The sequence below is a fragment of the Ohtaekwangia koreensis genome, assembly GCF_900167975.1.
Taxonomy (GTDB): Bacteria; Bacteroidota; Bacteroidia; order Cytophagales; family Cyclobacteriaceae; genus Ohtaekwangia; species Ohtaekwangia koreensis.
The window spans coordinates 2933495-2959235 of sequence record NZ_FUZU01000001.1; the positions used below are offsets into that span (position 1 = coordinate 2933495).

The 25741-nt window shown below is 44.3% G+C and carries 14 protein-coding genes; 13 read left to right on the forward strand and 1 reads right to left on the reverse strand.

Features of this window, described 5'->3' with window-relative positions; all coding sequences use genetic code 11:
* Window positions 1-92 precede the first annotated feature (92 nt).
* The 5 genes from B5Y40_RS11590 to B5Y40_RS11610 all read left to right on the forward strand — a co-directional run bounded on the left by B5Y40_RS11590 (window position 93) and on the right by B5Y40_RS11610 (window position 6538).
* Entirely contained in the window at window positions 93-956 is an 864-nt protein-coding gene (locus tag B5Y40_RS11590) for a sigma-70 family RNA polymerase sigma factor (RefSeq protein WP_079686811.1), read from the forward strand.
* A gap of 87 nt (window positions 957-1043) precedes the next feature.
* Window positions 1044-1235, forward strand: coding sequence for a cold-shock protein (locus tag B5Y40_RS11595; RefSeq protein WP_079686812.1), 192 nt, complete (start codon window positions 1044-1046; stop codon window positions 1233-1235).
* Between the two features lie 239 nt (window positions 1236-1474).
* Window positions 1475-2629, forward strand: coding sequence for a helix-turn-helix domain-containing protein (locus B5Y40_RS11600; protein ID WP_079686813.1), 1155 nt, complete (start codon window positions 1475-1477; stop codon window positions 2627-2629).
* Window positions 2630-2721: 92 nt separating this feature from the next.
* Window positions 2722-4986 (forward strand): M1 family metallopeptidase, encoded by a 2265-nt coding sequence (locus B5Y40_RS11605; RefSeq protein ID WP_079686814.1) that lies wholly within the window; start codon window positions 2722-2724, stop codon window positions 4984-4986.
* A gap of 154 nt (window positions 4987-5140) precedes the next feature.
* Window positions 5141-6538: an MBL fold metallo-hydrolase RNA specificity domain-containing protein gene (locus B5Y40_RS11610; RefSeq protein WP_079686815.1), complete on the forward strand. Its 1398-nt coding sequence runs from the start codon at window positions 5141-5143 to the stop codon at window positions 6536-6538.
* Window positions 6539-6546: 8 nt separating this feature from the next.
* On the opposite strand, the gene B5Y40_RS11615 is transcribed toward B5Y40_RS11610, so the two are convergent.
* Window positions 6547-7554, reverse strand: coding sequence for a 2-hydroxyacid dehydrogenase (locus B5Y40_RS11615; protein WP_221408905.1), 1008 nt, complete (start codon window positions 7552-7554; stop codon window positions 6547-6549).
* 437 nt (window positions 7555-7991) lie between these two features.
* Between B5Y40_RS11615 and B5Y40_RS11620 the strand changes: the two genes are divergently transcribed.
* From B5Y40_RS11620 to B5Y40_RS11655, 8 genes are all read left to right on the forward strand, one after another.
* Window positions 7992-10259 carry an RICIN domain-containing protein gene (locus B5Y40_RS11620; protein WP_079686817.1) on the forward strand — a complete coding sequence of 756 codons (2268 nt, stop codon included), beginning with the start codon at window positions 7992-7994 and terminating at the stop codon, window positions 10257-10259.
* A gap of 477 nt (window positions 10260-10736) precedes the next feature.
* The gene (locus B5Y40_RS11625; protein WP_079686818.1) at window positions 10737-13769 is read left to right on the forward strand and encodes a SusC/RagA family TonB-linked outer membrane protein; all 3033 of its coding nucleotides are present in this window, start codon (window positions 10737-10739) and stop codon (window positions 13767-13769) included.
* Window positions 13770-13787: 18 nt separating this feature from the next.
* On the forward strand, window positions 13788-15461 hold the full coding sequence (locus B5Y40_RS11630) for a RagB/SusD family nutrient uptake outer membrane protein (protein ID WP_079686819.1): 1674 nt from the start codon (window positions 13788-13790) through the stop codon (window positions 15459-15461).
* A 94-nt stretch (window positions 15462-15555) separates the two neighbouring features.
* Window positions 15556-16653 carry a glycoside hydrolase family 88/105 protein gene (locus B5Y40_RS11635; RefSeq protein ID WP_079686820.1) on the forward strand — a complete coding sequence of 366 codons (1098 nt, stop codon included), beginning with the start codon at window positions 15556-15558 and terminating at the stop codon, window positions 16651-16653.
* A gap of 33 nt (window positions 16654-16686) precedes the next feature.
* A complete protein-coding gene (locus B5Y40_RS11640; protein ID WP_079686821.1) occupies window positions 16687-17931 on the forward strand; it encodes a DUF2264 domain-containing protein in 1245 nt (414 codons plus the stop codon).
* Between the two features lie 12 nt (window positions 17932-17943).
* A complete protein-coding gene (locus B5Y40_RS11645; RefSeq protein ID WP_079686822.1) occupies window positions 17944-22071 on the forward strand; it encodes a hybrid sensor histidine kinase/response regulator in 4128 nt (1375 codons plus the stop codon).
* Window positions 22072-22289: 218 nt separating this feature from the next.
* Window positions 22290-24869, forward strand: a complete 2580-nt coding sequence (locus B5Y40_RS11650; protein WP_245840521.1) for an alpha-L-arabinofuranosidase C-terminal domain-containing protein — start codon at window positions 22290-22292, stop codon at window positions 24867-24869.
* Between the two features lie 89 nt (window positions 24870-24958).
* Window positions 24959-25273 (forward strand): hypothetical protein, encoded by a 315-nt coding sequence (locus B5Y40_RS11655; protein ID WP_079686823.1) that lies wholly within the window; start codon window positions 24959-24961, stop codon window positions 25271-25273.
* The last annotated feature ends 468 nt before the right edge of the window (window positions 25274-25741 follow it).

The following is a 25741-nucleotide window of genomic DNA, read 5'->3' on the forward strand; positions in this document are numbered from 1 at the left end:
TAACTCAGAATAATTATCGCAGGCTTACTACTCGAGGCAATTACTGCTTTGATAAGGGAGTCTTTTACTTAGTCTTCACTTTAATTTACTACATGCGCCAACTAAAGATCAGTAAGCAGATTACCAACAGAGAAAGTCAGTCTTTGGACAAGTACTTAACGGAAATTGGAAAGGTGGATTTGATTACGGCCGAAGTTGAAGTGGAGCTGGCAAAACGGATCCGGGAAGGAGATCAGGTTGCCTTGGAGAAATTGACAAAGGCAAATTTGCGGTTCGTTGTATCAGTAGCCAAGCAGTATCAAAATAATGGACTAACGCTGGGTGACCTTATTAATGAGGGAAACCTAGGGCTGATCAAAGCTGCTAAACGATTTGATGAGAAGCGAGGTTTTAAATTTATCTCCTATGCCGTTTGGTGGATTCGTCAATCAATCATGCAGGCACTGGCAGAACAGTCACGCATCGTGCGATTGCCTTTAAACCGCGTCGGTTCTCTAAATAAGATCAACAAGACATTTGCCGAGCTAGAACAGAAGTTTCAACGCGAGCCTTCAGCTGATGAGATCGCTGAAATTATGGGTGTTACCGTTGAAGATGTGCGCGACAATCTTAAAGTTGCCGGCCGTCACGTATCGATGGATGCTCCGTTTGTAAATGGAGAAGATAATAGTTTGATTGATGTTCTCTCGGACGTGAATGAATCGAAGCCTGACTCTGCATTGATATCAAATTCACTTTCGGTTGAAGTACAACGTGCATTAGCAACGTTGACTGCACGGGAGGCTGATGTTATAGGTTTATACTTTGGACTTAACAATAACAGCTCAATGACTCTCGAAGAGATCGGTGAACTGTATAGCCTGACGAGAGAGAGAGTCCGGCAGATTAAGGAAAAGGCTACACGCAGACTACGTCATTCTTCAAGAAGCAGAACCCTGAAAACATATTTGGGATAATCTATAGGTTGCCTTTGTGCTTGGATTTAGAACTGACGCGCAAAACATCCTCAATCATGATTTTTTTTAATTTTAATACATAATACAATGCAAGGAAAAGTTAAGTTTTTTAATGAAACCAAAGGTTTTGGATTCATTACTCCAGACAATTCAACCACAGACATTTTTGTACACTCTTCAGGTCTTGTAGATCAGATCCGTGAAAACGATCAGGTTGAATACGAAGAAGAAAAAGGCAAAAAAGGTATGAATGCCGTCAATGTTACAGTACTGAACTAAGTTTATTACAAAACATATAAAGTAGGCAGCCAGCAATGGCTGTCTACTTTTTTTTGTTGGTGGTTTGAACCGCTATATATAGCGTGTTTGCTTGTGCCCTCGTATTGTAACGCTCTCTTTTATCCTTCGAAGGATGTCCCTGACAGCTACAGCCTAAATATGCTGGCAAGGTTTTAGAATATATGATAAAGAATTACCTTTCATTGATCTCAATGCGGCAACAATTTCAATAGGTTAGTATGAATGGGCATGTTTTTTCCTTCCTCAATTCTATAGTCTTGCTTGGTTCTTTGCAAGGGTTTATCATCGGTACACTTGTTCATATCACCGCCAAAGGTAGAGCCGCCAGTAAACTCCTTGCCTGGCTACTGATAATCATTGCCATGGCTTGTCTGAAGATATACCTTAATAACATTGGGCTTACCTCCACAACAGCAGGATCCCTTATTGATGCAATCTTTCCGTTCATGATCATCATGCCGGTAGGGCCGCTGATTTACTTCTATTGCAAGGCAGAATTAACGCGTGATTTTAAAGTCGGACGTAAGGATCGCTTTCATTTTTACCCGCTCATCATTGACTTATTCCATCACGCTGCCGCAGTAGTTTTTTTGGTTGCACTGCTGCTGGGCTGGGCTGATTCATATAGAGATAATTTTAACAACTGGTTTGATTCCTACAACACTTACTCAGATATACCACGGTGGATTTCGTTAACAATTTACCTGGTGCTTTCCTTTCGGTTGGTACATGGCCAACAGAGAGAACCTGCTGTAACAGAAGAGTTGAACAATCGGGATTGGCTAAAGGAATTCATTTCTGTTTTCCTGGTCTTTGATGTTATCTGGCTGGCATTTCTTATACCGTATGTGATTCCTGCCACCAGCGTTATACTTCTTGACTGGCTTGATTGGTTTCCGCTATATATACCGTTGGTCATGATCATTTACTGGCTGGGCATCCGTGGGGTAATGCTCGGCCGAAAAGAGATGAGCAACTCTTTGCGCAAATCAGTGGGGCCAAAATTGAACCTGCAGAAGGAAACCGTTGAACAGATCATGATGAAGCTGCAGACATCGATGGAAGCCGATAAACTTTTTCTCGATGCTGAATTGTCGGTAACAAAACTGGCCATTCACCTGGGTATATCTGCAAAAACACTTTCGGCCGTCATCAATCAAAATGCAGGCAAGAGCTTCAATGAATTTGTTAATCACTATCGGGTCGAAGAATTCAAACAACGCCTGCTAAAAGCTGACAATAAAAAGTATACCCTTACCGCACTGGCCTTTGAATGCGGCTTCAATTCACAACCTACCTTTCAGAGGGCATTCAAAAATATAGTGGGCATTACGCCCAGCGAGTACCTGCAGCGCAACGCTGTCTCTGCATAACATGTATCAAAATAAGTTGACTACAAGTCAAATCAGGAATTGAATAGATTTTAACGGTGGATTCGCAGTGATTTGAAAACAAAATCACAGATATGAAACACCTCTGCATTCTATTTTTTCTGGTCACCCTTTTATCGAACAATGCCATCGGTCAAAACAAGACCGGTAACAAATCTGACGAACTGGATCTTTACGTGGGAACGTACTATACCAGGATCGAACCCGTTTCCCGTTTCATTATTCAAAAAGAAAAAGACGACCTTGTATTGCACGTTGTCGGTCAGGGGCAAATAGGAATGACCCGGATCGGCAAGGACCGCTTCAGGGCTAACAAGGTAAGACCAAAAGCACTCATTGAATTTGTCAGGGACAGCGCGGGAAATGTCGGGCAATTTAAATGGATACAGCCCATTCCAAAGTTAACATTTGTTCGAACGGCAGCAGCTTTTGCAGACAGCCTTTCAGAGGCGTCAACGGAGAGGTTCTCAAAGTATATAGGCAATTATCAGTTGAGCACCAATCGGTACCGAAGCGTTCAGGTTAGATTAAAGAACCATCAACTCACCATTCAGGGAACAAACGAAGGGAAGATATCAATCCATCATGAGTCGGGCAATCGGTTTGTAGCCGAAGATGGAAATGTGAGGCTGGTATATGAATTCATTCCGGATGCAGCGGGTAAAATTACATCCGTCCAATATTCCAGAACAGGAAGTGTAATTTTCTTAAGAACACAAGACGATCCGTCAAACACTTCGAAGGTAATCTATGGATTTAGCAGGCCCAATGGCTTTACGCGGGCAGATACACTTCGGGGTGCTCTTACTGCTTTGCGTACATGCTATGATGTATTGTTTTATGATTTGGATGTAACGGTCATTCCGGATCGAAAAATAATTCGCGGAGCAAACAAGATTCGATTTAAGGTTGTGAACTCTTTTAATCGAATGCAGGTGGATCTGTTTGCCAACATGCAAATAGAAAAGATTCTCTATCATAATACTTCGCTTCGTTACCACCGTGAATTCAATGCAGTGTTCATTGAGTTTCCTGAAAATCTGGACGCAGGAATCACCGAAGAGATTACTATACTATATTCAGGGACACCGCAAACTCCGGAGCCTTCGAGTTTAGCAGGTGGTATATTTTGGCTGCAAGACAAAGAAGGAGAGTACTGGATTGAAAGCGTAACGCAAGGGTCTGGGGCGAGTTTGTGGTGGCCGTGTAAAGATCATCTTTCGGATAAACCGGATAGCATGAAGATCAGCGTTACAGTTCCACGCGGTCTTACAGATATATCCAACGGAAGGCTTATTCACAAAACAGAATTGTCCGATAACCTTACGCGCTTTGAATGGTATGTGAGTTACCCGATCACAACCTATTGTGTGGTGATCAACATCGGAAACTATAAACGATTTAAAGATCTATATATCTCCGGTAGCGATACCCTGCATGTGAACTATTACTGCATGAACTATGATGTAGCTATAGCCAAAAAGATTTTTAAACAAGCCAGGCCCATGTTGTCGGTATTTGAGAAATGTTTTGGAAAGTATCCCTTTTGGCGCGATGGGTTTACCGTAATGGAATCCATTTATCCCATGGAGCACCAGGGGGCTGTGAGCTTTGGATCTATTTTTAGTCCCTTCAATAGTGATCAATATGATTCGCTTGATCTGGTGCGAACGATGTGGCATGAGACCGCACACGAGTGGTGGGGAAATAGTATAACGGTCAAAGACATGGCAGACCTTTGGATACATGAAGCTTTTGCTACCTATGGAGAAGTGTTAGCCTATGAGCAACTGAAAGGTTCAACAGCAGCATCAGGGTATTTGAGAGAGCAGCGTCCTGCAAATAGAGAAGCCATCATCGGTAGGTATGGCGTAAATGATTTTCGCCTTGGTGATGTATACTCGAAAGGTGCTTTGATCGTACATACGCTTCGAAACACGATCGCCAACGACTCAGTTTGGTTCGGACTTCTGCGCAGTATTCAACATGACTTCGCATACCAAACCATTACTACTCAGGATCTGGTTCAATACATCAGTGGCAAAACAAAAACGGACTATCACTATTTTTTTGAGCAATATCTCACCAAGGCATCTCCTCCTGAATTGCAATTGCTGATCAGTCGTCAAGGCGCTGTAACTACAGTAAAATACAGATGGCATGTGGATGTGGCAAAATTCAACATGCCTGCAAAAATTATAGTCAAAGGTATATATACATTGATTTATCCAACCACAGAATGGGCTGAACTGAAATTGGAAAACATTAAACCAAAAGATGTTAAAGTTGACCACGAAAGTTTCTACATTCAGAGTAAAACCCGGGTTGGACAACCATAAAGCAGGGAAAATCTCGGTAACTGAATTAATACAAGTTGATAAGTAATTATTGAATACCTTGTTGTGCATTTCTGCTGATAAAAAACGTTCGTATTACTGACTTTGATCAGCGTTATTTGAAGTAACCAAACGCACTTTTAAAAAAATATAGTATATGAACGTACAGGTGAAATTTCTGGGTGGGGCAGGTACGGTAACGGGTTCACGTTACCTTCTGGATATAGGTGGTTTCAGAATGCTGTTTGACTGCGGCCTCTTCCAGGGACTTAAGGAATTACGACTAAAGAACTGGGACGAGTTTCCTGTAGACCCTTCAACTATCCATGCCGTGGTGATCAGTCACGCACACATTGATCACACCGGATATTTACCTCGTCTTGTGCGCGAGGGATTTTCGGGATCTATATATTGCACGGCCCCGACAGCGGAGCTCATGAAAATTATGTTGATGGACTCTGCCAAGCTACAGGAGGAAGAAGCCAGTTATGCTGCACGCAAAGGCTATTCCAAGCATACCGAGCCTAAGCCACTCTATACATCACAGGATGTTGAGCATGTCTTTCCGCTTGTAAAGGCATACGACTATAATGAAACGATTAAGATGGATGCCTGCGCCGATATAATTTTTCGGGATGCAGGCCATTTGTTAGGGTCTGCTATAACCGAGCTCTTTGTTCATGGCGATCGGCAGAATAAAAAAATAGTTTTCTCAGGCGACCTGGGACGCTATCATGACCCGATCCTGCATGCGCCAACGGCCGTTGAACAAACTGATATTTTATTTATTGAATCTACCTATGGTGATAAAGTCAGCGCGGCATATGATCCGCAGGCTGATCTTGAGCGTATTGTAAATGAAACATTTCAACGCAAAGGTATTGTATTGATACCAGCCTTTGCCGTGGGGCGTACACAACTGCTGCTATACTATCTGTGTAAACTGATGCGTGAAGATAAGATTCCCGATGTGCCGGTATATATTGACAGTCCCATGGCGATCTCCGCTACATCCTTATATACTACCTTTCGAGATTATCATAAAGTAAATTTCTCCTTATCCGAACTGGCGGGAAATCTGGAAACAAACATGATCGTCTTTGTAAAAACCGTTCAGCACTCCAAAACGCTGAATGAAGTTAAAACCAATGCGATCATCATTTCCTCCAGCGGCATGATGGCCGGTGGACGCATTCTGCATCATTTATACCATCGCCTTCCACGCGAGCAGGATACTGTGCTGATCTCGGGATACCAGGCAGTCGGTACGCGCGGCCGTGACCTGGTGGACAAGAAGCCATCCATACGTATTTTCGGTACAGAGGTGCCGGTGAACTGCAAGGTTGAAAATGTGAAGTCATTATCCGGGCATGCTGATCGTGATGAGTTGTTTCGCTGGATGAAGAACTTTACCACAAAACCTAAAATAACATTTACAGTTCATGGTGAAGATCCCGGCCTGACAAATTATGGCAACGCTATTGGAAAGGAATTCGAGTGGAATGTTATCAAGCCTAAATACCAGGAAAGCTTTACGCTGTTTGAAGGTATATAGCCGCTGCGTTAGGATATCGACAGTTCATGAACGGCAGCTGCACCACCTTCCCACGATGCTATATTTTGAAAGGTCGTATGTGCAATTCCCGTCAGTGCCTCTTTGGTGAGAAATCCCTGATGTCCGGTTATCAACACTTTCTTGTTTGATAACAACCGGGCATACATAGTATCGTTTATAGTTTTGTCCCGTAGGTCTTGGAAGAATATATTTTTTTCAAGTTCGTATACATCCAGACATGCGCCACCGATATGGTTATTTTCAAGTGCATGGAGCAGCGCCTCGGTATGGACAATGCCGCCCCGGGCAGTATTGATCAGTATACTATCCGGCTTCATCTTGCTAAACGCATCGTAAGAAAAAAGATGTTTTGTGTGCTCATGGAGTGGACAATGTATGGAAATGATATCGCTCTGCAGCAACAGTTCATCGAATGGTATATATGTAATCTGCAAAGAAGAGGCTTTCGGATTCTGGACAGGATCACATGCGAAAACATGGCCTCCGAAACCCTGCATGATCCTGGCGAAAGCCATCCCGATTTTACCAGTCCCAAGTATACCGATGGTTTTGCCGTGAATGTCAAAGCCTGTGAGTGTATCGAGTCGATAATCCTGTAGTTGTAGTAGTAAACGACTCTGCGCTATTTTTCGGTTGAAGGCCATCAGCATTGTTGCAGCATGTTCGGCTACTGAATAGGGGGAATAATCGGGGACGTTGGCAATATGTATACCCAGTTTTTTTGCTTTGTCAAGATCGACATGATCATACCCGGCTGAACGTAGGGCTATATACCGTATACCCATTTTCGACAATTCATCTAATACAACACCGCTTGCATCATCCGCAGTAAAGATAGAGATCGCTTCAAAACCTTTGGCAAGGTATACGCTCTGAAGACTAAGGCGCTGATCCGTATGGGTAATCCCATGTTGCCCCGCTTCCTTCTCCAGGAATGGTCTTTCATAGGGAAGAGAACTATATATCAATACCTGCATCGTGAGTGGTTTTCTCAAAGATATATAGATGCGGACCCCGGATTACTGAGGATTGTCATCAACAAGGCTCAGGTTTGTCAGGGCTTTACACCTTGGGTGTATGGATATGGATTTACTACAGACGGTAATCAATGCAGTAACCGCTTATCGCAGTACGCTCCATCTCGTTGTTGCTACATTTGTTATACTGCCATAAATTCAATGTTAACGATTGAATTCACTTAATCAATCGTTTGAAATAAATCTATATGACCCTCCTGATTTCATGGATTGCCCCCCTGAACGGCTGATGTTTGCTGATACATTTGTTTCGTGTCGGCAAGCAACGTATAGCATCGGTGTTACCGGTTTAAACTTCGTTTGTTTAAACGATGATTAGCCAGTGATTTCTGTTTGTCAAGGATATATACCTATATCTAGTTGCCAGCTATTGTTTCATTTTTAAACCCAGACCCATGAAAGAAAAAATTTTACAATCAAAGACGGTGTTGCATGGCCTTGCACTTCCGGTTTTAGCGTTCGCAGCTAAAGCTACCAGTAACATGACTCGCAGTGCGGTTGTCTCAAGCTCCTTGGTGTTGATGATGACTATATCTTCACTGTCCAACGTCAATGCTCAAAGTACATTTTATCCCGGGGGCGATTGGTATGATATCAATGGCAACATCGTTCAGGCTGTTGAGGGCGGCATTATGCAGATCGGAGGCCTCTATTACCTGTGGGGCATGGATCGTTCGCAGAACAACTACCGCTTTCGCGGAGTAAATTTATACTCGTCACCCGATCTGAAGACCTGGACTTTTGTTAATACAATTCTCAGCAGAACATCACATCCTGATCTCGACAATGACGCGGTGGTAGAACGACCTAAACTTTTACACAATACCAACACCGGGCAATATATACTTTGGGTTCACTATGAAGGTTGGAATGCGTACTCAACTGCTGAAGTTGGCTATGCTACAAGTAGTACGATAGGAGGGAACTATACATGGCAGGGGCATTTTCGGCCGCTTAATAATGATAGCCGTGATATGAATGTATTCAAGGATTCAGATGGCAAAGCGTACCTGATCAGCAGCGTTGCTATAAACTCTGAGGTAGTGATTATGGAGTTGAATGCATCCTATACTGCACCAGTGCAGGAAGTGTTCCGTGGCTATAACAGTAATTCAAATTCAGGTATAGGTTGTGAAGGGCATGCTATACTAAAATCAGGAGGAACCTACTTCTGGATTCAATCTTTCTGTTCCGGCTGGGATACAAATGACAACCGGTATTTTACAGCCACTTCACTTGCTGGCCCCTGGACAAGCCGCGGTAATATAGCACCTGCAGGAGCCAGAACGTATCAATCGCAAGTTACCAATGCTTTCGCGGTGACCGGCACCAGTGCAACGACCTATGTATATGTTGGGGATCGCTGGTCTGTTGGTAATTACTCGATGACACGGCTCATTCTGCAACCGCTTCAGATTTCAGGCACTACATTAAGTCTGCCGTGGTATGATCAATGGAGTATAAATACAACCACCGGTATAGCAACCGGCGGGCCTGCTATAAATTTTAACGGCGAGTTTCGTTTGGTAAACAAGTATTCAGGAAAAGTTATGGAGGTACCCGGGTATGCCACCACGGACGGTACGCAAATCAAACAGTATACATCTAACAATGGCACAAACCAGCGATGGATTATTCAAAACCTGGGACGTGGAGAGTATAGAATCAACAACGTGAACAGCGGAAAGGTAGTGGACAATCCTTCTGCTTCCCGCACGCTGGGTACCAACACGATTCAGTATACATACAACGGTGGCTATAATCAGAAGTGGCATATTATACCTTGTGCGGACGGATCGTACAGAATCGATAACGTAAACAGCCTTGGAAAAATAATAGAGATAGCGGATTCCTCTACTGTCAACGGAGCCGGTGTTGTGTTGGGTGACTTTGCATACTGGCCCAATCAGCAATGGTATATAGTTCCAGTGCAGGCTTCAGTAACAATCGAGGAAAATACAACGGGCTTTTGCAGTGCCGAAGGAACGATCGATATGAATTACACAGGCTATACCGGGGCCGGCTTTGTAAACACCAACAATGCTGTCGGTGCTGGCATCAACTGGAGAGTAAACTTTGCCACGAGTGGATCAAAAACATTTACCTTCCGCTATGCGAATGGAAGCGGTGCTAACCGGCCGGCAAACTTGCTTGTAAACGGAGTTGTAGTGGCTTCAAATATAAATTTTCCCGCTACCAGTACATGGACAACCTGGTCGACTGTAACGGTTAACGCAAACATCAGCGCGAACACATCTGCCATTGTACGACTCCAGGCAACTACGGCCGCAGGTACAGCAAACATCGATAACATTGCTATAACCGGTTCGGCTACGGCTGAATGTGGATCATCATCTTCGGCAGCCAGGCAGGAAAGTCCGGGACCGTTAACGGAAGATCGCGATCGTAATGCAGTGGCCGGGTATCCCAATCCATTCTCGGAGAAAGCATATATAGCAGTCTCGCTGCTACAGCCTGCCGATGTTACCGTAGATATACTGAACGCATCAGGCATCAAAGCAAAAACGTATTCGTTCGGAATACTGTCAGCAGGTACACATGAACTTGAACTGGATGGACGGGAATTGCCAACCGGTATATATGTATACAAAACGCTCATCAACGGCAAACTAACCACCGGAAAACTTATAAAAGGGGAATAACACGATCTTCCCACATAATGGTTGTAAGGATTTGCGATAAGGCTAAACATGAGTCATAACAACGGTTGTGACTCATGCTTTTCTTTCGCTTATCGGCAAGCATTATCTTCTTGTCAGGACGCCAACTCCACGGCCGCTCTCAGGCAGCTGATCTTAAAAATGAATATCCATGATTCGCTTTAAAACGTTTGAAATTCGTTTTAAAACGATTGAAAAGTCTAAGTGACCCTCTTTATATCATGAAGTAACCCCCCGGGCACGCTGGCCCATCCGTGTACATTTGTTTACACGCGAACCTCACCAAAACACCACATGTCGCTTGTGATCAAATCAGCTTTTTACAACTAACCCTGACTCCATGAACACATTACAAATCACCAACTCCGGTTGAAAAGCACGGTGTCCATTCGTGCAAATCGCATGGCAGTGATTATCACATTCTCTGAATCAAAATTTTAAAGCTTTAACCCTATACTTATGAGAGATAGAATTTTACGAAAGAAAATTATTCTCCATCTACTTGCATGTCTGTGCTGTGCATTTGCAACGGTACCGACATGGGCTGATGATGGGAAGTACCGCGTAGATTTTACCGTGACCGGTAAAATAACTTCCGCTGATGACAATACACCGGTTCCCGGTGTGAACGTACTTGTAAAAGGTACTTCCAACGGAACCTCAACGGATGCAGACGGCAGATATACCATCAACGTTCCGGATGGAAATGTAGTGCTTGTGTTTTCATTTATAGGATACTTGCCGCAGGAGATCACCGTAGGCGAACGCACCACGGTAGATGTTCAACTTGTTTCTGATATCACACAATTATCGGAAGTAGTCGTGGTCGGATACGGTACGCAAAAACGTTCTGACATTACCGGCTCGGTAACATCTGTACCCAAGGACAGGTTGTCCAATCTCCCGGTGACAAACTTGTCACAAGCATTGCAGGGTGCCACTGCAGGTCTGCAGATCACGCAGCAGTCTTCTGTTCCCGGTAGTTCAGGAACCATGCAGGTGCGTGGTGTAAATTCAATCAACGCCAGTACCGGTCCCTTCATCGTTCTCGATGGTATGCCATTTTTTGGAAGCTTGAATGATATAAATCCGAATGATATAGCTTCCATTGAAATTCTCAAAGACGCTTCCGCTGTAGCAATCTATGGAACGCGTGGTTCCAACGGAGTTATACTCATTACCACCAAGCGCGGAACCAATAAAGATGGTAAGCCTAATATAAATTTCAACGCCTATGGTGGCGTTGAGAATATAGCCCATACGCTCACGCCCATGGGGCCGGATCAGTATGTGCAAAAGTATAAAGACTTTCTCACGGCAAATGGTATTACACAAACTGCTGTGCTTCCAAACCTTGCCGAACAGGAAAACTATGCGAACGGCAAGACAACCGATTGGATGAAAGAAGCCACCCGCACGGGCAACATTCAAGAATATAACCTGAGTGTCAGCGGTGGTACTCCGAAAGTACAGTACTACTTTTCAGCTACACGCCTTGCCCAGAAAGGTGTTGTTGAAGGCTTTCAATTCAATCGCACTACCGTGCGCTCCAACCTTGATGCACAGGTCACCGATTACCTGAAGATCGGAATGTCCAGCTTCTTTACCGATAACAATTATGACGGAGGCCGCGCAAACCTTTTGCAGGCTACAGCGATGAGTCCGTATTCAGTGCCCAGAGACGCGAATGGTAAATATATAGTTTACCCAATGGCGCCTGAGCAGCTGTTTGTGAACCCGTTGCTTGGACTTACCACCGATCGCACCGATCGCGGGAAGAACTTAACCGGTAATGGCTATGTGGAGTTGACACCGAAATTCCTGGAAGGATTCAAATACCAACTCAAAGGTGCCTATATATATAACATGGTACATGTAGCATCCTATACGGGAAGAGCGGCCAATGATCAAAGCGGTACAGCCACGTTGCGGGACAGTACCAGTAACAACTGGGTATTGGAAAATGTAGTAAGCTACACCAAAGATATCAACAAGCATCACGTTGATATAACAGCCGCGTACAGTGCACAAAAAGTATCAAGCTTCGAATCCGAAGCGTCCGCTACAGGTTTCATCAACGATGCTTTGTCGTATAACGATCTTCTTGCAGGAGCTTCAAAATCTGCAAACTCAGAAGCCAATGAATATACATTGCTATCGCAGCTGGGAAGAATCAACTACTCGTATGATAGCCGCTACCTGTTAACGCTTACTGCACGAAGAGATGGTTACTCAGCTTTTGGTGCCAACAATAGTAAGTATGGCATCTTCCCGTCCATGGCTATAGGCTGGAACCTGCACAACGAAGCCTTCATGAGTAATTTATCAAACATCATTTCACAGGCCAAGCTCAGAGTGTCGTACGGTAAAACCGGAAACCAGGCTATAGCGCCCAACCAAACCTATACCACGGCTACTACCGTGCAGCAGCCTTTTACAGGAGCGATCCAAACCGGAGTGGTATATAATACACTTGGCAATGGAGATCTTACCTGGGAGTCTACAACAACCCTGAACGGGGCTATCGATTTTGGATTGCTGGAAGATCGCTTCACAGGAACAATAGAAGTATATAAAAGTAAAACGGAAGATATACTCCTGAAGCGCGCTCTGCCCGGTGTGAATGGTTATGCGGACATCTGGAACAACCTGGGCAAGATGCAGAATGTTGGCGTAGAGATTACACTGAATTCGGTTAACATCGACCGGGGTAACTTCAGATGGGAGACTTCTCTTAATTTCTCAACCTATAAGAACAAGATCCTGGAACTATACGGTGATGGAAAAGATGATATAGGCAATACATGGTTCATTGGTCAACCTTTGCGTGTTATCTATGGTTATGAGAAAATAGGCATCTGGCAAACCGAAGATATAGGCACGTACGATCCGGTTGCAAAAGCAGGTGATATCAAGTTCAAAGATCAACCTACAGTGGATACCGATGGCGATGGGAAACCGGACGCAGGTGATGGCATCATCGATTCGAAAGACCGCGTTATTATAGGTCAGCGAAATCCAAAATGGTATGGCGGTATAACAAATACATTCCACTATAAGAATTTCCACCTGAGCATTTTTGTACAGACCTCACAAGGTGGTCTCAAGCGCAATGCCGATCTCACCTATGCCGATGAAGCGGGTCGCAGAAATCTTCCGGACGGTTTTGGCTATTGGACAGCGGAAAATCGCGACAACTACTGGCCATCTTTATCTGCCTATAAAAACTACCGCGGGTATCACTTTGCCGAAGACTGGAGCTATGTGCGTTTGAAAGATGTGCGCCTGAGCTATACCGTTCCAAAAGATTTCCTGAGCCGCTATGGTATAGGAGCTCTTACCATCTATGCTGCAGGAAGGAATCTATATACCTGGACCAACTGGTTTGGTTGGGATCCCGAGATGAACTATGCATCCAGAGGCTCCAGTGGAGACAATCTTAACTACCCGGTAGTAAGATCCATTTCTCTTGGTATAAATCTCTCTCTATAATCAATAAAGAAAGACTATATGAAAACGATATATAAAGTAGTGATGTGTACAGGCTTGCTGTTGGCAAGTATATCCTGCAGTGATTCATTCCTGGATGAAGAAGTAAAAGATAAATATTCGCCATCGACATTGAATGATAAGCTGGGCTTTGATGCTGCAGTCGTTGGTATACACCAGCATTTTGCAACCCTGCCCAAGAGCTCAAACGATCAGACGTTTATTAACATCTGGAATATAGGCACGGATATACTCTGGGCTCCGGCCGGTCGTTCCAACGGAGATGCCAGGCCTTATTTTGATTACGCGCAGATGAATGCTTCCGATGCCGCCTCACTCAAGCTCTGGCGATATCTCTATAAGCTCATCAACAATGCCAACAACCTGATCGCAAGTGCGCAACAGGCAGATATACCGGGACTTTCGGAAGCGGATAAAGCGGTATATGAAGGAGAGGCTAAATTTTTCAGAGCCTATGCTTATGATATGCTTGTGACACTATATGGTGGCGTGCCACTGGTCATCGAACCTACGGTAGAGCCGCGAACAGATTTCACGCGTGCATCGGTTGCCGAAATAAATAGTTTAATCGAAGCAGACTTGCTCTTTGCCGTTGAAAAATTACCAAAGATAGGTGCTGCTGCAAAGGAGGGAAGAGCCAATAAAGCTATGGCCCGTCAGCTGCTCGGTACAGCCTACCTGCGCATGGGCGAAGATGCGAAAGCTGAAGCACAACTCACCGAAATCATCAATGGTAACAGCGGGGCTTTGAGCCTGGTGAAAAACAGATTTGGAGTTCGCGCCAATTTACCGGGTGATGCATTTTCTGATTTGTTCATCTTTGGCAATCAGCGCAGGTCGCAAGGAAACACCGAAGTAATTTGGGTACTTGAAAATGAGAACCCAACCGATAAACAGTATTCAACAGACTCTCCGCAGCAACGCAGAAACTGGGGTGGTGGCTATTATGATGTTGCCGGAATGCTTCCATCGGACTCCCTGGGCGGCAGAAGTATAGGCCGTGTTCGTTTGAACAACTGGGTGCTATATAGCCTATACCAGGATGAGGATATGCGCAATTCAAAATACAACCTGCGGAGACACTGGTACTTCAATAACACCGATGCTAAATATAGCGCCATTCGCGGACAGGAAGTACCGTATGGTATAGATAAAGAATTTACGCTTGGCGATGGCTCTAAAATAAAAGTACTCGCAGCCGATACCGTGTGGAGACTGGCTCCCTATATAACAAAGTGGTCTGCATTCGATCCACGCGATACCTTTGGTTATGGCATGTGGAAAGATTTCATATTGATGCGTTTAGCGGAAACATACCTGTTGCGTGCAGAAGCACGTTTCAATCAGGGCAATACTTCCGGTGCTGCCGATGACCTCAACGAAGTGAGGGGCAGGGCAAATGCTTCGGTTGTCGATGCTGACGATATTACCTTAGACTATATATTGGATGAACGCGCCCGGGAGTTGATCGGTGAAGAGAACAGAAGAATGACGCTGGTGCGCACCGGAACATTAGTGACACGCGCCACCACACTCAGCGGCACTACACCGCTGGCCAACGGTAACATTGAAACCACGAATGGGTTGACAGACAAACATCTTTTGCTGCCCATTCCTCAATTGGAGATTGATCTGAATAAAGATGCCAAGCTTGATCAGAATCCCCTGTATTAAAAAATGATCAATCATTCTTATATAGGACTCAGTGCATTTGGTGCTGAGTCCTATATATACCTATTCTTTACTTGACTCCGAAAACTTGTTATCTATGGTGATTACGCATTTTAAAAAGTACCTGATTTCCGCAATAGCATTGGTGGTTATACTGGTAGCCACTTCATTTATAGGCTGGAAACCCAAGGACGATCTATATTCAAAACAATACATTGAAGCACAGATGCGCAAAGTTTGCGACTGGCAATTGGCAAACCCTGTTTCTTTTAATGCTAAAAATGAAAATGACTGGGCGCGTGCAGCTTTCTATACCGGTGTTATGGCAACCTATAACACAACGCGCGATGATAAATATATACAGGCAGCTATAGCCTGGTCTAAAACGGCTGACTGGAAACTGGCAGACCGTCTGCGTCATGCGGATGATCACGCCAAAGGACAAACTTACCTGGAGATCTATACCCTGCAGAAAGATCCCGTAATGATTGCCGATATACGACAGACATTTGATTCCTTGATAGCAGATCCGAAACCCGGCCGGCAGGATTGGTGGTGGTGTGATGCGCTGTTTATGGCACCGCCCGTGCTTGCTAAATTAGCAGCCGTCACAGAAGACCAACGCTATCTTGATTTTTTAAATGCCATGTTCTGGGATTCACATGCCTTCCTGTACGATTCACAGGAACATCTTTTCTATCGTGATCAATCCTATTTTAACAAGAAGACACCACAGGGAAAGAAAACGTTTTGGGCGCGGGGCAATGGCTGGGTTATGGCCGGAACCGTGCGCGTATTGCAGGTTCTCCCAAAAGACAATCCTGGCTATGGAAAATATATAGCTTTACTTAAAGAGATGGCCGCATCGGTTAAAGCTATACAAAGTAAAGATGGCTTGTGGCGCCCCAGCTTGCTGGATGAAAACGAAGTGCCGCACCCGGAGACAAGCGGCAGTGCATTTTTTTGCTATGCGTTGGCCTGGGGAATCAATGCTGGCGTGTTGGATAAAACAGAATATTTACCGGTCGTAAAAAAGGCGTGGGCTGGGTTGAATAAATACGTCACAGCAGAAGGTAAATTGCAGTGGGTACAACCGATCGGTGCCTCGCCGGATAAAGTTACCATCGATAATTACCAGGAGTATGGTGCGGGCGCATTTTTACTGGCAGGTAGTGAGATCTATAAAATGAAATAACCGGTAGTATATCGAAGTATATATATAATAACGATGATCAGGAGAAATTTTTTAAAAGGCTTTTCGCTGCTGGGGGCCGGCAGCACGTTAGCACCACTGTTCAGCTTCACACAACACGATTCACATCTGAAAGAGACACGTACCGATCGCCAGTATTGGATCAGCATGTTAACGCGAATCACCGAACCCGTTCTCAATGCACTGCAACAAGACCGCATCAAAGAACTGATGCCGGTCGAGTGTGTAGCCGGTACGTTGTCTTCACGAAAAGAAGTTACATACCTGGAAGCTTTAGGTCGCAGTCTGGCGGGGCTGGCTCCCTGGCTTGAGCTCGGGCCTGATCAAACCAGCGAAGGGCAGCTCCGGCAGAAGTATATAAAGCTTTCCGTCCAGGCTATAGCGCATGCAGTGACCCCTACGGCAAAAAGCTATATGAACTTTACGCAGCACAACCAGCCCTTGGTAGACGCAGCGTTTCTGGCCCATGCGCTGGTACGTGCCCCGCAACAACTCTGGGTAAATCTTGATCAGACTACACAGCAACATCTTCTCACTGCGCTTCGGTCAACCCGGGTTATAAAACCGTATTACTCCAACTGGCTTCTCTTCAGTGCAATGATTGAAGCAGCCTTGTTAAAGTTCACCAACGACTATGATGCTATGCGTGTAGACTATGCGTTGAAGTCCCATGAGGAATGGTATAAAGGCGATGGTATATACGGCGATGGTCCTGATTTTCATTTTGACTACTACAACAGTTTTGTTATTCAGCCTATGCTGCTGGATATACTAAAGGTGTTACAGGAAGTAAAGCAGGAAGGGAAGGAGCTGTCGGAAAAAATCCTGAAGCGCGCCCAGCGCTACGCGGAAATACAGGAGCGGCTCATCTCACCGGAAGGGACCTTCCCTCCGGTAGGTCGTTCGCTGGCGTATCGATGCGGGGCTTTTCAGTTACTCAGCCAGGTAGCGTTGCAAAAGCAATTGCCGGCAAGTATAACACCACCACAGGTGCGAAGCGCGCTCACCGCTGTAATTAAAACCACACTTGAAGCTCCCGGAACATTTGACAAAAATGGTTGGCTGACCATAGGCTTTACAGGGCATCAACCTGAAATTGGTGAACACTATATTTCAACAGGAAGTCTATATTTGTGTACAGTCGCATTCCTTCCGCTGGGTCTGAGTGCTGACGATGAATTCTGGAGTTCTGCTAACGCTGACTGGACCAGTAAGAAAGCTTTTGCAGGAAAGGGATTTTCAATTGACAAGGCGATTTAGCTTTTTTAAATCATGTACCGGACCAAGGTTGAACATGTGCATCGCATTCTCCTCACCTTCATGACGACTATCGTCCTGGTGAGTGGATTCTCCTATAGGAGCCTTGCACAGCATGAGAAAAATAAAATCATCAAACGGTATAGCATTAAAGATGGATTGTCTCAAGCTGTAGTCAACAGCATCGAGCAGGATGATAAAGGATGGATGTGGTTTGCTACCGATGATGGATTAAACCGGTTTGACGGTTATTCATTCACGTCGTTCAAGTTTGACAAAACCGGTCCCAATCAATTTCACGACAACTTCGTGCAACGGTTATTCAAAGATTCAAAGGGACGCCTGTGGGTATCTTCCCGCAGGGGGCTATATCAATTTGATTTGTCCACTCAAAAATGGAACGTATTTCTGAATCCCGACAAGGCAGGCAATAATGATGTCTCCTATATATCGGAAAGCAGTGCCGGTAAATTGTGGATCGGTTGGTATTTTGGTGGCATCGGATTGTTTGATCCCCAAACAAATCTATATGATACCACACAACATTTCGATTTAAAAAGTACTGCTACCATCACCGTCTTTGAAGACAGCTACGGGTATATATGGTCAGGCGAGCAGAGCACAGGGCTCGATGTATTCCGCATACGCGAAGAAGGGAAAAATCCCGAAAAGGTTATCGCGTACTCAGCTAGTAATTTTCTGCCTTCACAGTATGTAAAATGTTTTCTGGAAGACCACTTGGGTAACATCTGGATCGGAACGACCAAAGGGCTTGTTCTTTTTATCCGCGCAGAGGGAAGATTCATTGTTCTGGATAAAATACTTCCCCCGCAGCGTGGCGCATTTTCATTACTGGAAGATAAGGATAAAACTCTCTGGATCGGTACACAGGGAAACGGTATATATACTGTAGACCTTCAGGATTTTGATGGCCGTAAAGTAGAGCGCTTGTCATCGCATCATGTTGAAGCGCTTGATGCGTTTGATATTTCACAGCATACAATCCGTTCTATTTTTCAGGATCGTGATAACAACATCTGGATCGGCACCCACGGCGATGGCATTTACATGGTGAGTGATGAAGACAAGAACTTCATGAAGGTAGAAGTAAAACGGATCTTCGCTGCTGCCGAGAGCGCAGTACCCTTTTATGGTTTGTGTAATGATGAAGACGGAAATATATGGGCTGGTACGGATTCCAAAGGTATATATAAATTTACACCCGAAGGTAAGCTGCTGCGTCATTATGAAGCCGATGGTAAACCGGGTAGCATTGGTGATGACGTTGTATATACTGCCCTTCGGGATTATAATGACAATTTATGGTTCGGAACCTATGCCGATGGTATATACCGTTACGATAAGAAGACTGATTCTTTTATACACTATCCACGCTCAGCTTACGATGTACCGATTCCATTAGGGCACCGTGTATCATTACTCTTTGAGGATTCCAAAAGAAATATATGGGTAGGTGCTACACGGGGTGGCCTTAGTTTACTGGATAAAGCAAGCAAGACCTTTAAACTAAATAGCGAAGCACCGATGTTTCGCACCGTTGACGTGCGTACAATTGCTGAAGACAAGAAAGGTAATTTGTGGTTAGGCTGCTATGGCAATGGTTTGCTCGCATACCATCCTGATACCAGGGAAGTAGAGAGAATTTTCGTAGGCACGGAGCCAAGTAATCTTTTGAGGAGTAACATCGTTCATACGCTGGCAATCGACAAAGATAATGTTCTCTGGATCGGGACCGGTGGCGGGGGCCTGGGCGCCTATAATCTCAACGATAAAACATTTAAGCTCTACACAGATGAAAACGGCCTGATCAATAACACTGTCTTTGGTGTACAGATCGATGAACAGCAAAACGTATGGTGCAGTACGATCAATGGTATATCCCGCCTCGATAAGACTACCGGAACATTCTTCAACTATACATCCAACGATGGTTTGCAGGCTGGACAATTCAATCCGGGATCGTCTTTGAATAACATTCCCAAAGGGTATATATGCTTTGGTGGTACTCATGGATTCAATTTATTCTATCCTCTTAAAGTAAGCAACAGTAAAATAGTACCCGATGTAAAGTTGTCAGGCTTTCAATTGTTTAACAAATCGGTAAAGATCGGTGGAGCCACCGAGGACGATATACTTGAAAAAGTAATTGATGAAACCCAACAGCTCACACTCCGGCACGACCAGGCCTCCTTCACCTTTGAATTTACAGCACTCGACTATAGCGGCCCTGAAAAATGTGAATACGCCTATAAACTTGAAGGCTTTGATGCAGACTGGAATTATATCGGCAATCAGCGAACAGCATCGTATCGTTACCTTCCACCGGGTACTTATGAGTTTAAAGTCAAAGCCACCAACCAACCGAATTCATGGCCCGCTAAATTTGCGCACGTCAAGATCAGCGTAGCCCCTCCGTTGTGGCGAACACCGGCAGCATACTTCACGTATGTACTTGTGCTTGGGCTGGCTGCCTGGAGTATATACTCTATTCGAAAACGCCAGACGCACTTGAAAAAACGCGTAAAGAGTGAAAAGAATAAACGCAGACGCGAACAACAACTCGTCCAGGACAAGCTTGCATTTTTCACAGAGATATCACACGAATTTAAAACTCCGCTTACGCTCATCATTGGCCCGCTGGAAGAAATGATGTCCAGGGAAAACAATGAGACAGCAAGCGGAAAGAAGCTGCATATGGTGCATAAGAATGCGCACAAGCTGTTAGCCTTAATTAATAAGCTACTCGATTATCGAAAGATCGAGAGTGGAAAAATGATGCTCACTATTCAGGAAATTGACATCGTTCCATTCGTAGAAGATATATTTTTGAACTTCAAAGAGCTTTCCAACAGGCCAAACGTACACTTTGATTTTTATACTGAAGAAAAATCGATTTATACCTGGGTTGACCCCGAGAAGATTGAGATGGTGCTGACCAACATTGTTTCGAATTCTTTTAAGTATATAGGAGAGGGGAACGCCATCAGTATTACACTAAAAAAAGAATCTGGTGCCAATAGTCGGGAGTTTGTCTGTGTTGAAGTTAAAGACAACGGCATCGGTATAGCCAAGGATCAAATCCGGTATATATTTGACTGGTTCTACAATGGTAAAGCTACCAATCACATCAGTTCGGGTATAGGACTGGCACTGGCAAAGAAGCTGGTATACTTACACAAAGGAGAGATATATGCCGAGAGCACCGTTGGGGTAGGGTCTGTGTTCACTGTAAAGATACCGCTGGGTAAAGATCACTTTGAGCCACACGAAGTAATCATCGATCACGACCGGCTGCCGGAACTTGATCTGGAAATACAGGAACATGATGGACACGATGATGGACCGGTTACGCATGCGAAGAAAGGGCTCAAGACTGTTCTGGTGGTGGAAGATGATGAAGACGTAAGGACATTCCTGAAAGAATATCTGGCGACAGACTATCGGGTAATCGAAGCAGATAACGGCAAGCAAGCAATGGAAATTGCCTTTGCAAGCAACCCCGACCTGATCGTGAGTGATATCATGATGACTGAAATGGATGGAATAGAATTGTGCCATACACTCAAACACAATATCAAAACCAGCCATATACCGGTTATATTTTTAACAGCCAGGTCAGCACACAGCCAGCATAAAGCCGGATTGGAAACCGGGGCAGATGTATACCTCACCAAGCCCTTCAGCCCGGAGATACTATCGCTCACCATTAATAATCTCTTGCAGGCGCGTGAAAACGCCAAGCGGTACTATCGAACGATGTTCCTCACCGATGAGAAGCCGAATATAGTTTCCACAGACGAGAAACTTCTCCAGAAAATCTTTGAGGTCGTGAAGGTAAATATGAATAAGACCGACCTGACGGTGGACACCGTTAGCCTTGAGGTAGGCTTAAGCAAAACTATACTGTATAAAAAAATCAAGCAGCTTACCGGCCTTTCGCCTATTGAGTATATTCGGTCGCTGAGGATTTCGGAAGCTGCTAAATTATTGCGTACACAACGGTATAAGGTATATGAAGTGGTTTATATGGTCGGATTTTCGGACCTGAAATATTTTCGCAAATGTTTTGTTAAGGAATTCGGATATCCGCCATCCCAGCTGTTAGAAAAAGAACATCAATAATCAACCTCGCAAAGAATGTCTCGAGTTTTTTAGTGTCGATCTTGTTCACAGTGAACAAGGTAAAATTGTAGAAGTTATTCCTACCCTGAAAGGTATTGACCGATAAGAATATAATGTCGTTATTGAAGGAGGAATACAAAGATCACAGATCGTTACAATATATGAACCTGCCAGGATTGAAATCGTTTCACACAAGTTGCCTGTTGAACCTTATCATATTGTCTCTATTTTTAATAGGTATATATTCAAACTGTTTAGCGCTGCCTCACAGTATAAATAAAGAACCTGATTTTGTATACCTGTTTTCGTATTCGACTACCAAGAATAATAATCACAACGGTTTACATTTCGCCTGGAGCACCGATAAGAAGAATTGGTTCCTAATAGGAAACGAGTATAGTTTTGTTCGTTGCGACTACGGGCGATGGGGAAAAGAGAAAAGAATGCTGACTCCTTTCATGTTTTTAGATGGGAGTGGAGTGTGGCACTGCTTGTGGAGTGTAAACGAGTATGATCATGCTTTTGCCCATGTGTCCTCACCCGACCTGGTATACTGGGGCAGGCAAAGCTATCCGCTCCTTGACAAGGAGCTAACCTTTAAAGATCCCATTGTGGAACATGATGGCAAGATATATACTATCAAATTTAAAGGGAAAGAAAATCAATACTTTGAAGTCAAGACAAGGGATTTTAAAGTATATAGTGAGGCAAAACAAATTGAAGCAAGTCAATACCGGTCTGCCAATGTTACACTGTCCCTTGAATCGGGAACTTTCACCGGCCAGGTTCATCGTGTACGCTGGAGTGTCGCAGAGAAGCTCATTCAAAAAACAGAAGTTGCCAATTACCGCGCTATACTTCATGATGAGCGCACGCAGCAGGACGTTCAGCGATTTGCAGGGCTTCAGCCTGTCAGTGCTTCGTTCACCGTTCATGCCGATGCTGTGAAGCCGATCAGTAATTTACTGCTCGGTGTGTTTTTTGAAGATATAAACTACGCAGCCGATGGAGGTCTCTATGCAGAGCTTATTCAGAATCGTGATTTTGAATATACACCAAGTGACCGGGAATATCGAGATACTACATGGAACAGCAAGCACTCGTGGAGACTTCAAGGAACAAACGCTACTTTTTCAGTGGACACTATAGATCCGATCCATAGCAATAATAGTCATTATGCAACACTCACAACTACAAATGGAAATGCTTCACTTATAAATACAGGCTTTGATGGCATTGCGGTAAAGAACGGAGAGAAGTTCAATCTTTCTCTTTTTGTAAAGAGATTGAAGGGCAGTGTAAAGTCGGTTAGCGTTAGCCTGGTAACTCGAAATGGTAAGGAGATTGCCCGTGGAGTAATACCGGTAGCATCGGCTTCATGGAAGAATATAAAAACTGTTCTGACAGCGACAGATAGTGCCAGCGGAGCGCAGCTTGCTATACGACCACTGTCTGCGGGTAGCCTTGCCGTTGATATGGTGTCGCTTTTCCCACAGCAGACTTTTAAAGGAAGAAGGAACGGACTTCGCAATGACCTGGCTCAAACCATTGCTGATATACATCCTAAATTCATCCGCTTTCCAGGAGGATGCGTGGCCCATGGTGATGGTATTGAAAATATATACCGCTGGAAGAATACGGTTGGCCCGCTGGAGAGCAGAAAACCACAACGAAATTTGTGGGGCTATCATCAAACAGCTGGCCTGGGGTATTTTGAATATTTTCAATACTGCGAAGATATAGGAGCCGTACCATTGCCTGTGCTGGCTGCCGGTGTGCCATGTCAGAATTCAGGCACGGGTGGTGCCGGGCAACAAGGCGGGGTGCCACTGGACCAGATGGATGAATATATCCAGGATATATTTGATCTGGTCGAATATGCGAATGGAAGTGCAAAGTCGAGATGGGGGAAACTCCGTGCTGATGCCGGCCATCCACAGCCTTTTAATTTGAAATATATAGGTATAGGAAACGAAGACCTTATCTCTGATGTATTCGAAGAACGATTCAAACTTATCTTCAAGGCGATGAAAGAAAAACATCCTGAGATGGTCGTGATCGGAACTGTTGGGCCAACCTTTGAAGGAACCGATTATACCGAGGGATGGAAGATTGCCGATGCGCTCCAAGTTCCCGTTGTTGATGAGCATTACTATCAATCGCCCGGATGGTTTATTCACAATCAGGAATACTATGACAAGTATGATCGTTCTAAATCTAAAGTATATTTAGGTGAATATGCGAGCCATCTTCCGGGGCGTCCTAACAATGTAGAGACAGCATTATCAGAAGCGCTCTATCTAACATCACTTGAAAGAAACGGTGATGTGGTCACGATGAGTTCCTATGCACCGCTTTTGGCAAAGGACGGACGGACGCAATGGAATCCTAACCTCATATATTTCGATAACAAAGAAGTAAAACCAACCGTAGGCTACTATGTTCAAAAAATGTTTGGACAGAATGCCGGAGATCAATATCTGCCAGTATCTACTGTGCTGTCGAATAATGAGGACGGTGTGAAAAAGCGTATCGCCATCTCCATTGTGCGCGATTCCAAAAGTAATGACCTTATTGTAAAACTGGTAAATATGTTGCCGGTAAATGTAAATGCACAGGTAGATCTGACGGGGCTTGTGCCACCGCGTAGTGCTGTGAAGAAGATCGTGTTACAAGGTGATCCTGTTGACAAGCACGCAAAGCCACAAGAGTCGTCTATTACAATCACAGATAAATCGACATTAGCACTCGGTCCCTATTCAGTAACCGTGATTCGATTGGCCTCCGATCGTAAATGAGATAAGATAAAGGAAGATACCGATGGCGTGTTTAACAGAGTATATATAGGCTATGAATTGTCATCAGGAAAAAACAGACCGCTATCACTATGAATATCGGAAAGATTGTAACCTATAGTTTTTATACTTTGATTTTCATATTCCTGATTTATGCAGGTTTTGATTCTCTCCGCAGATTATACCATTTCAATAATTATTCGGTGATCACCTATAGCAAAGTTGACTCCTTGTTCCTCGATCATCGTGGGCACAGAACGTTTTCTGTTACCTTTAAAGCGGACGGGAATCTGTATAGGGCTGAAATTAACTATGCCGATGATATCACACCTGAGATCGGGGATGAGTTCAAAGTTGAGTACTCTTCAAAAGATCCAAACCTCCATAGAATTATTTTGTACGAATAACCAGGAATTACGAAGAAGCGTATAGCCCTCTCCGTTGCAGGCCATTACAAAAACTAATGACCTAATTGTAAAACGGGTAGGCATGTTGCTCATCCATGTAAAATGCGCAGGTAGATTCCAGGGGTTCTCATGCGGCCGGTTGGTCTTGCACAAAGATTGTCTGGCAAGACGATGCTGCTGACAAGCAAGAATGTAAAATGCTTGAACCAGTCGTCATACTGACAGACAAAATTGGTTGACCGCTCCAAGTTCCTAATCAGTAATCATAATTCGATTGACTGCGAATCGTAATAGCACACCTTAAAATTACCGGTATAGAGAAAAATACATAGTAAATACCAGGGGGTATATTAAGTAAAAGAGGGGGTATATCGTCATAAACAACCTCAAGGTTGTGACAGGCTTTTACTTTCTATAACGCATCACGTTTCTTTGTTCCTGCAATTTGATGCGTATTCAACCCGACCC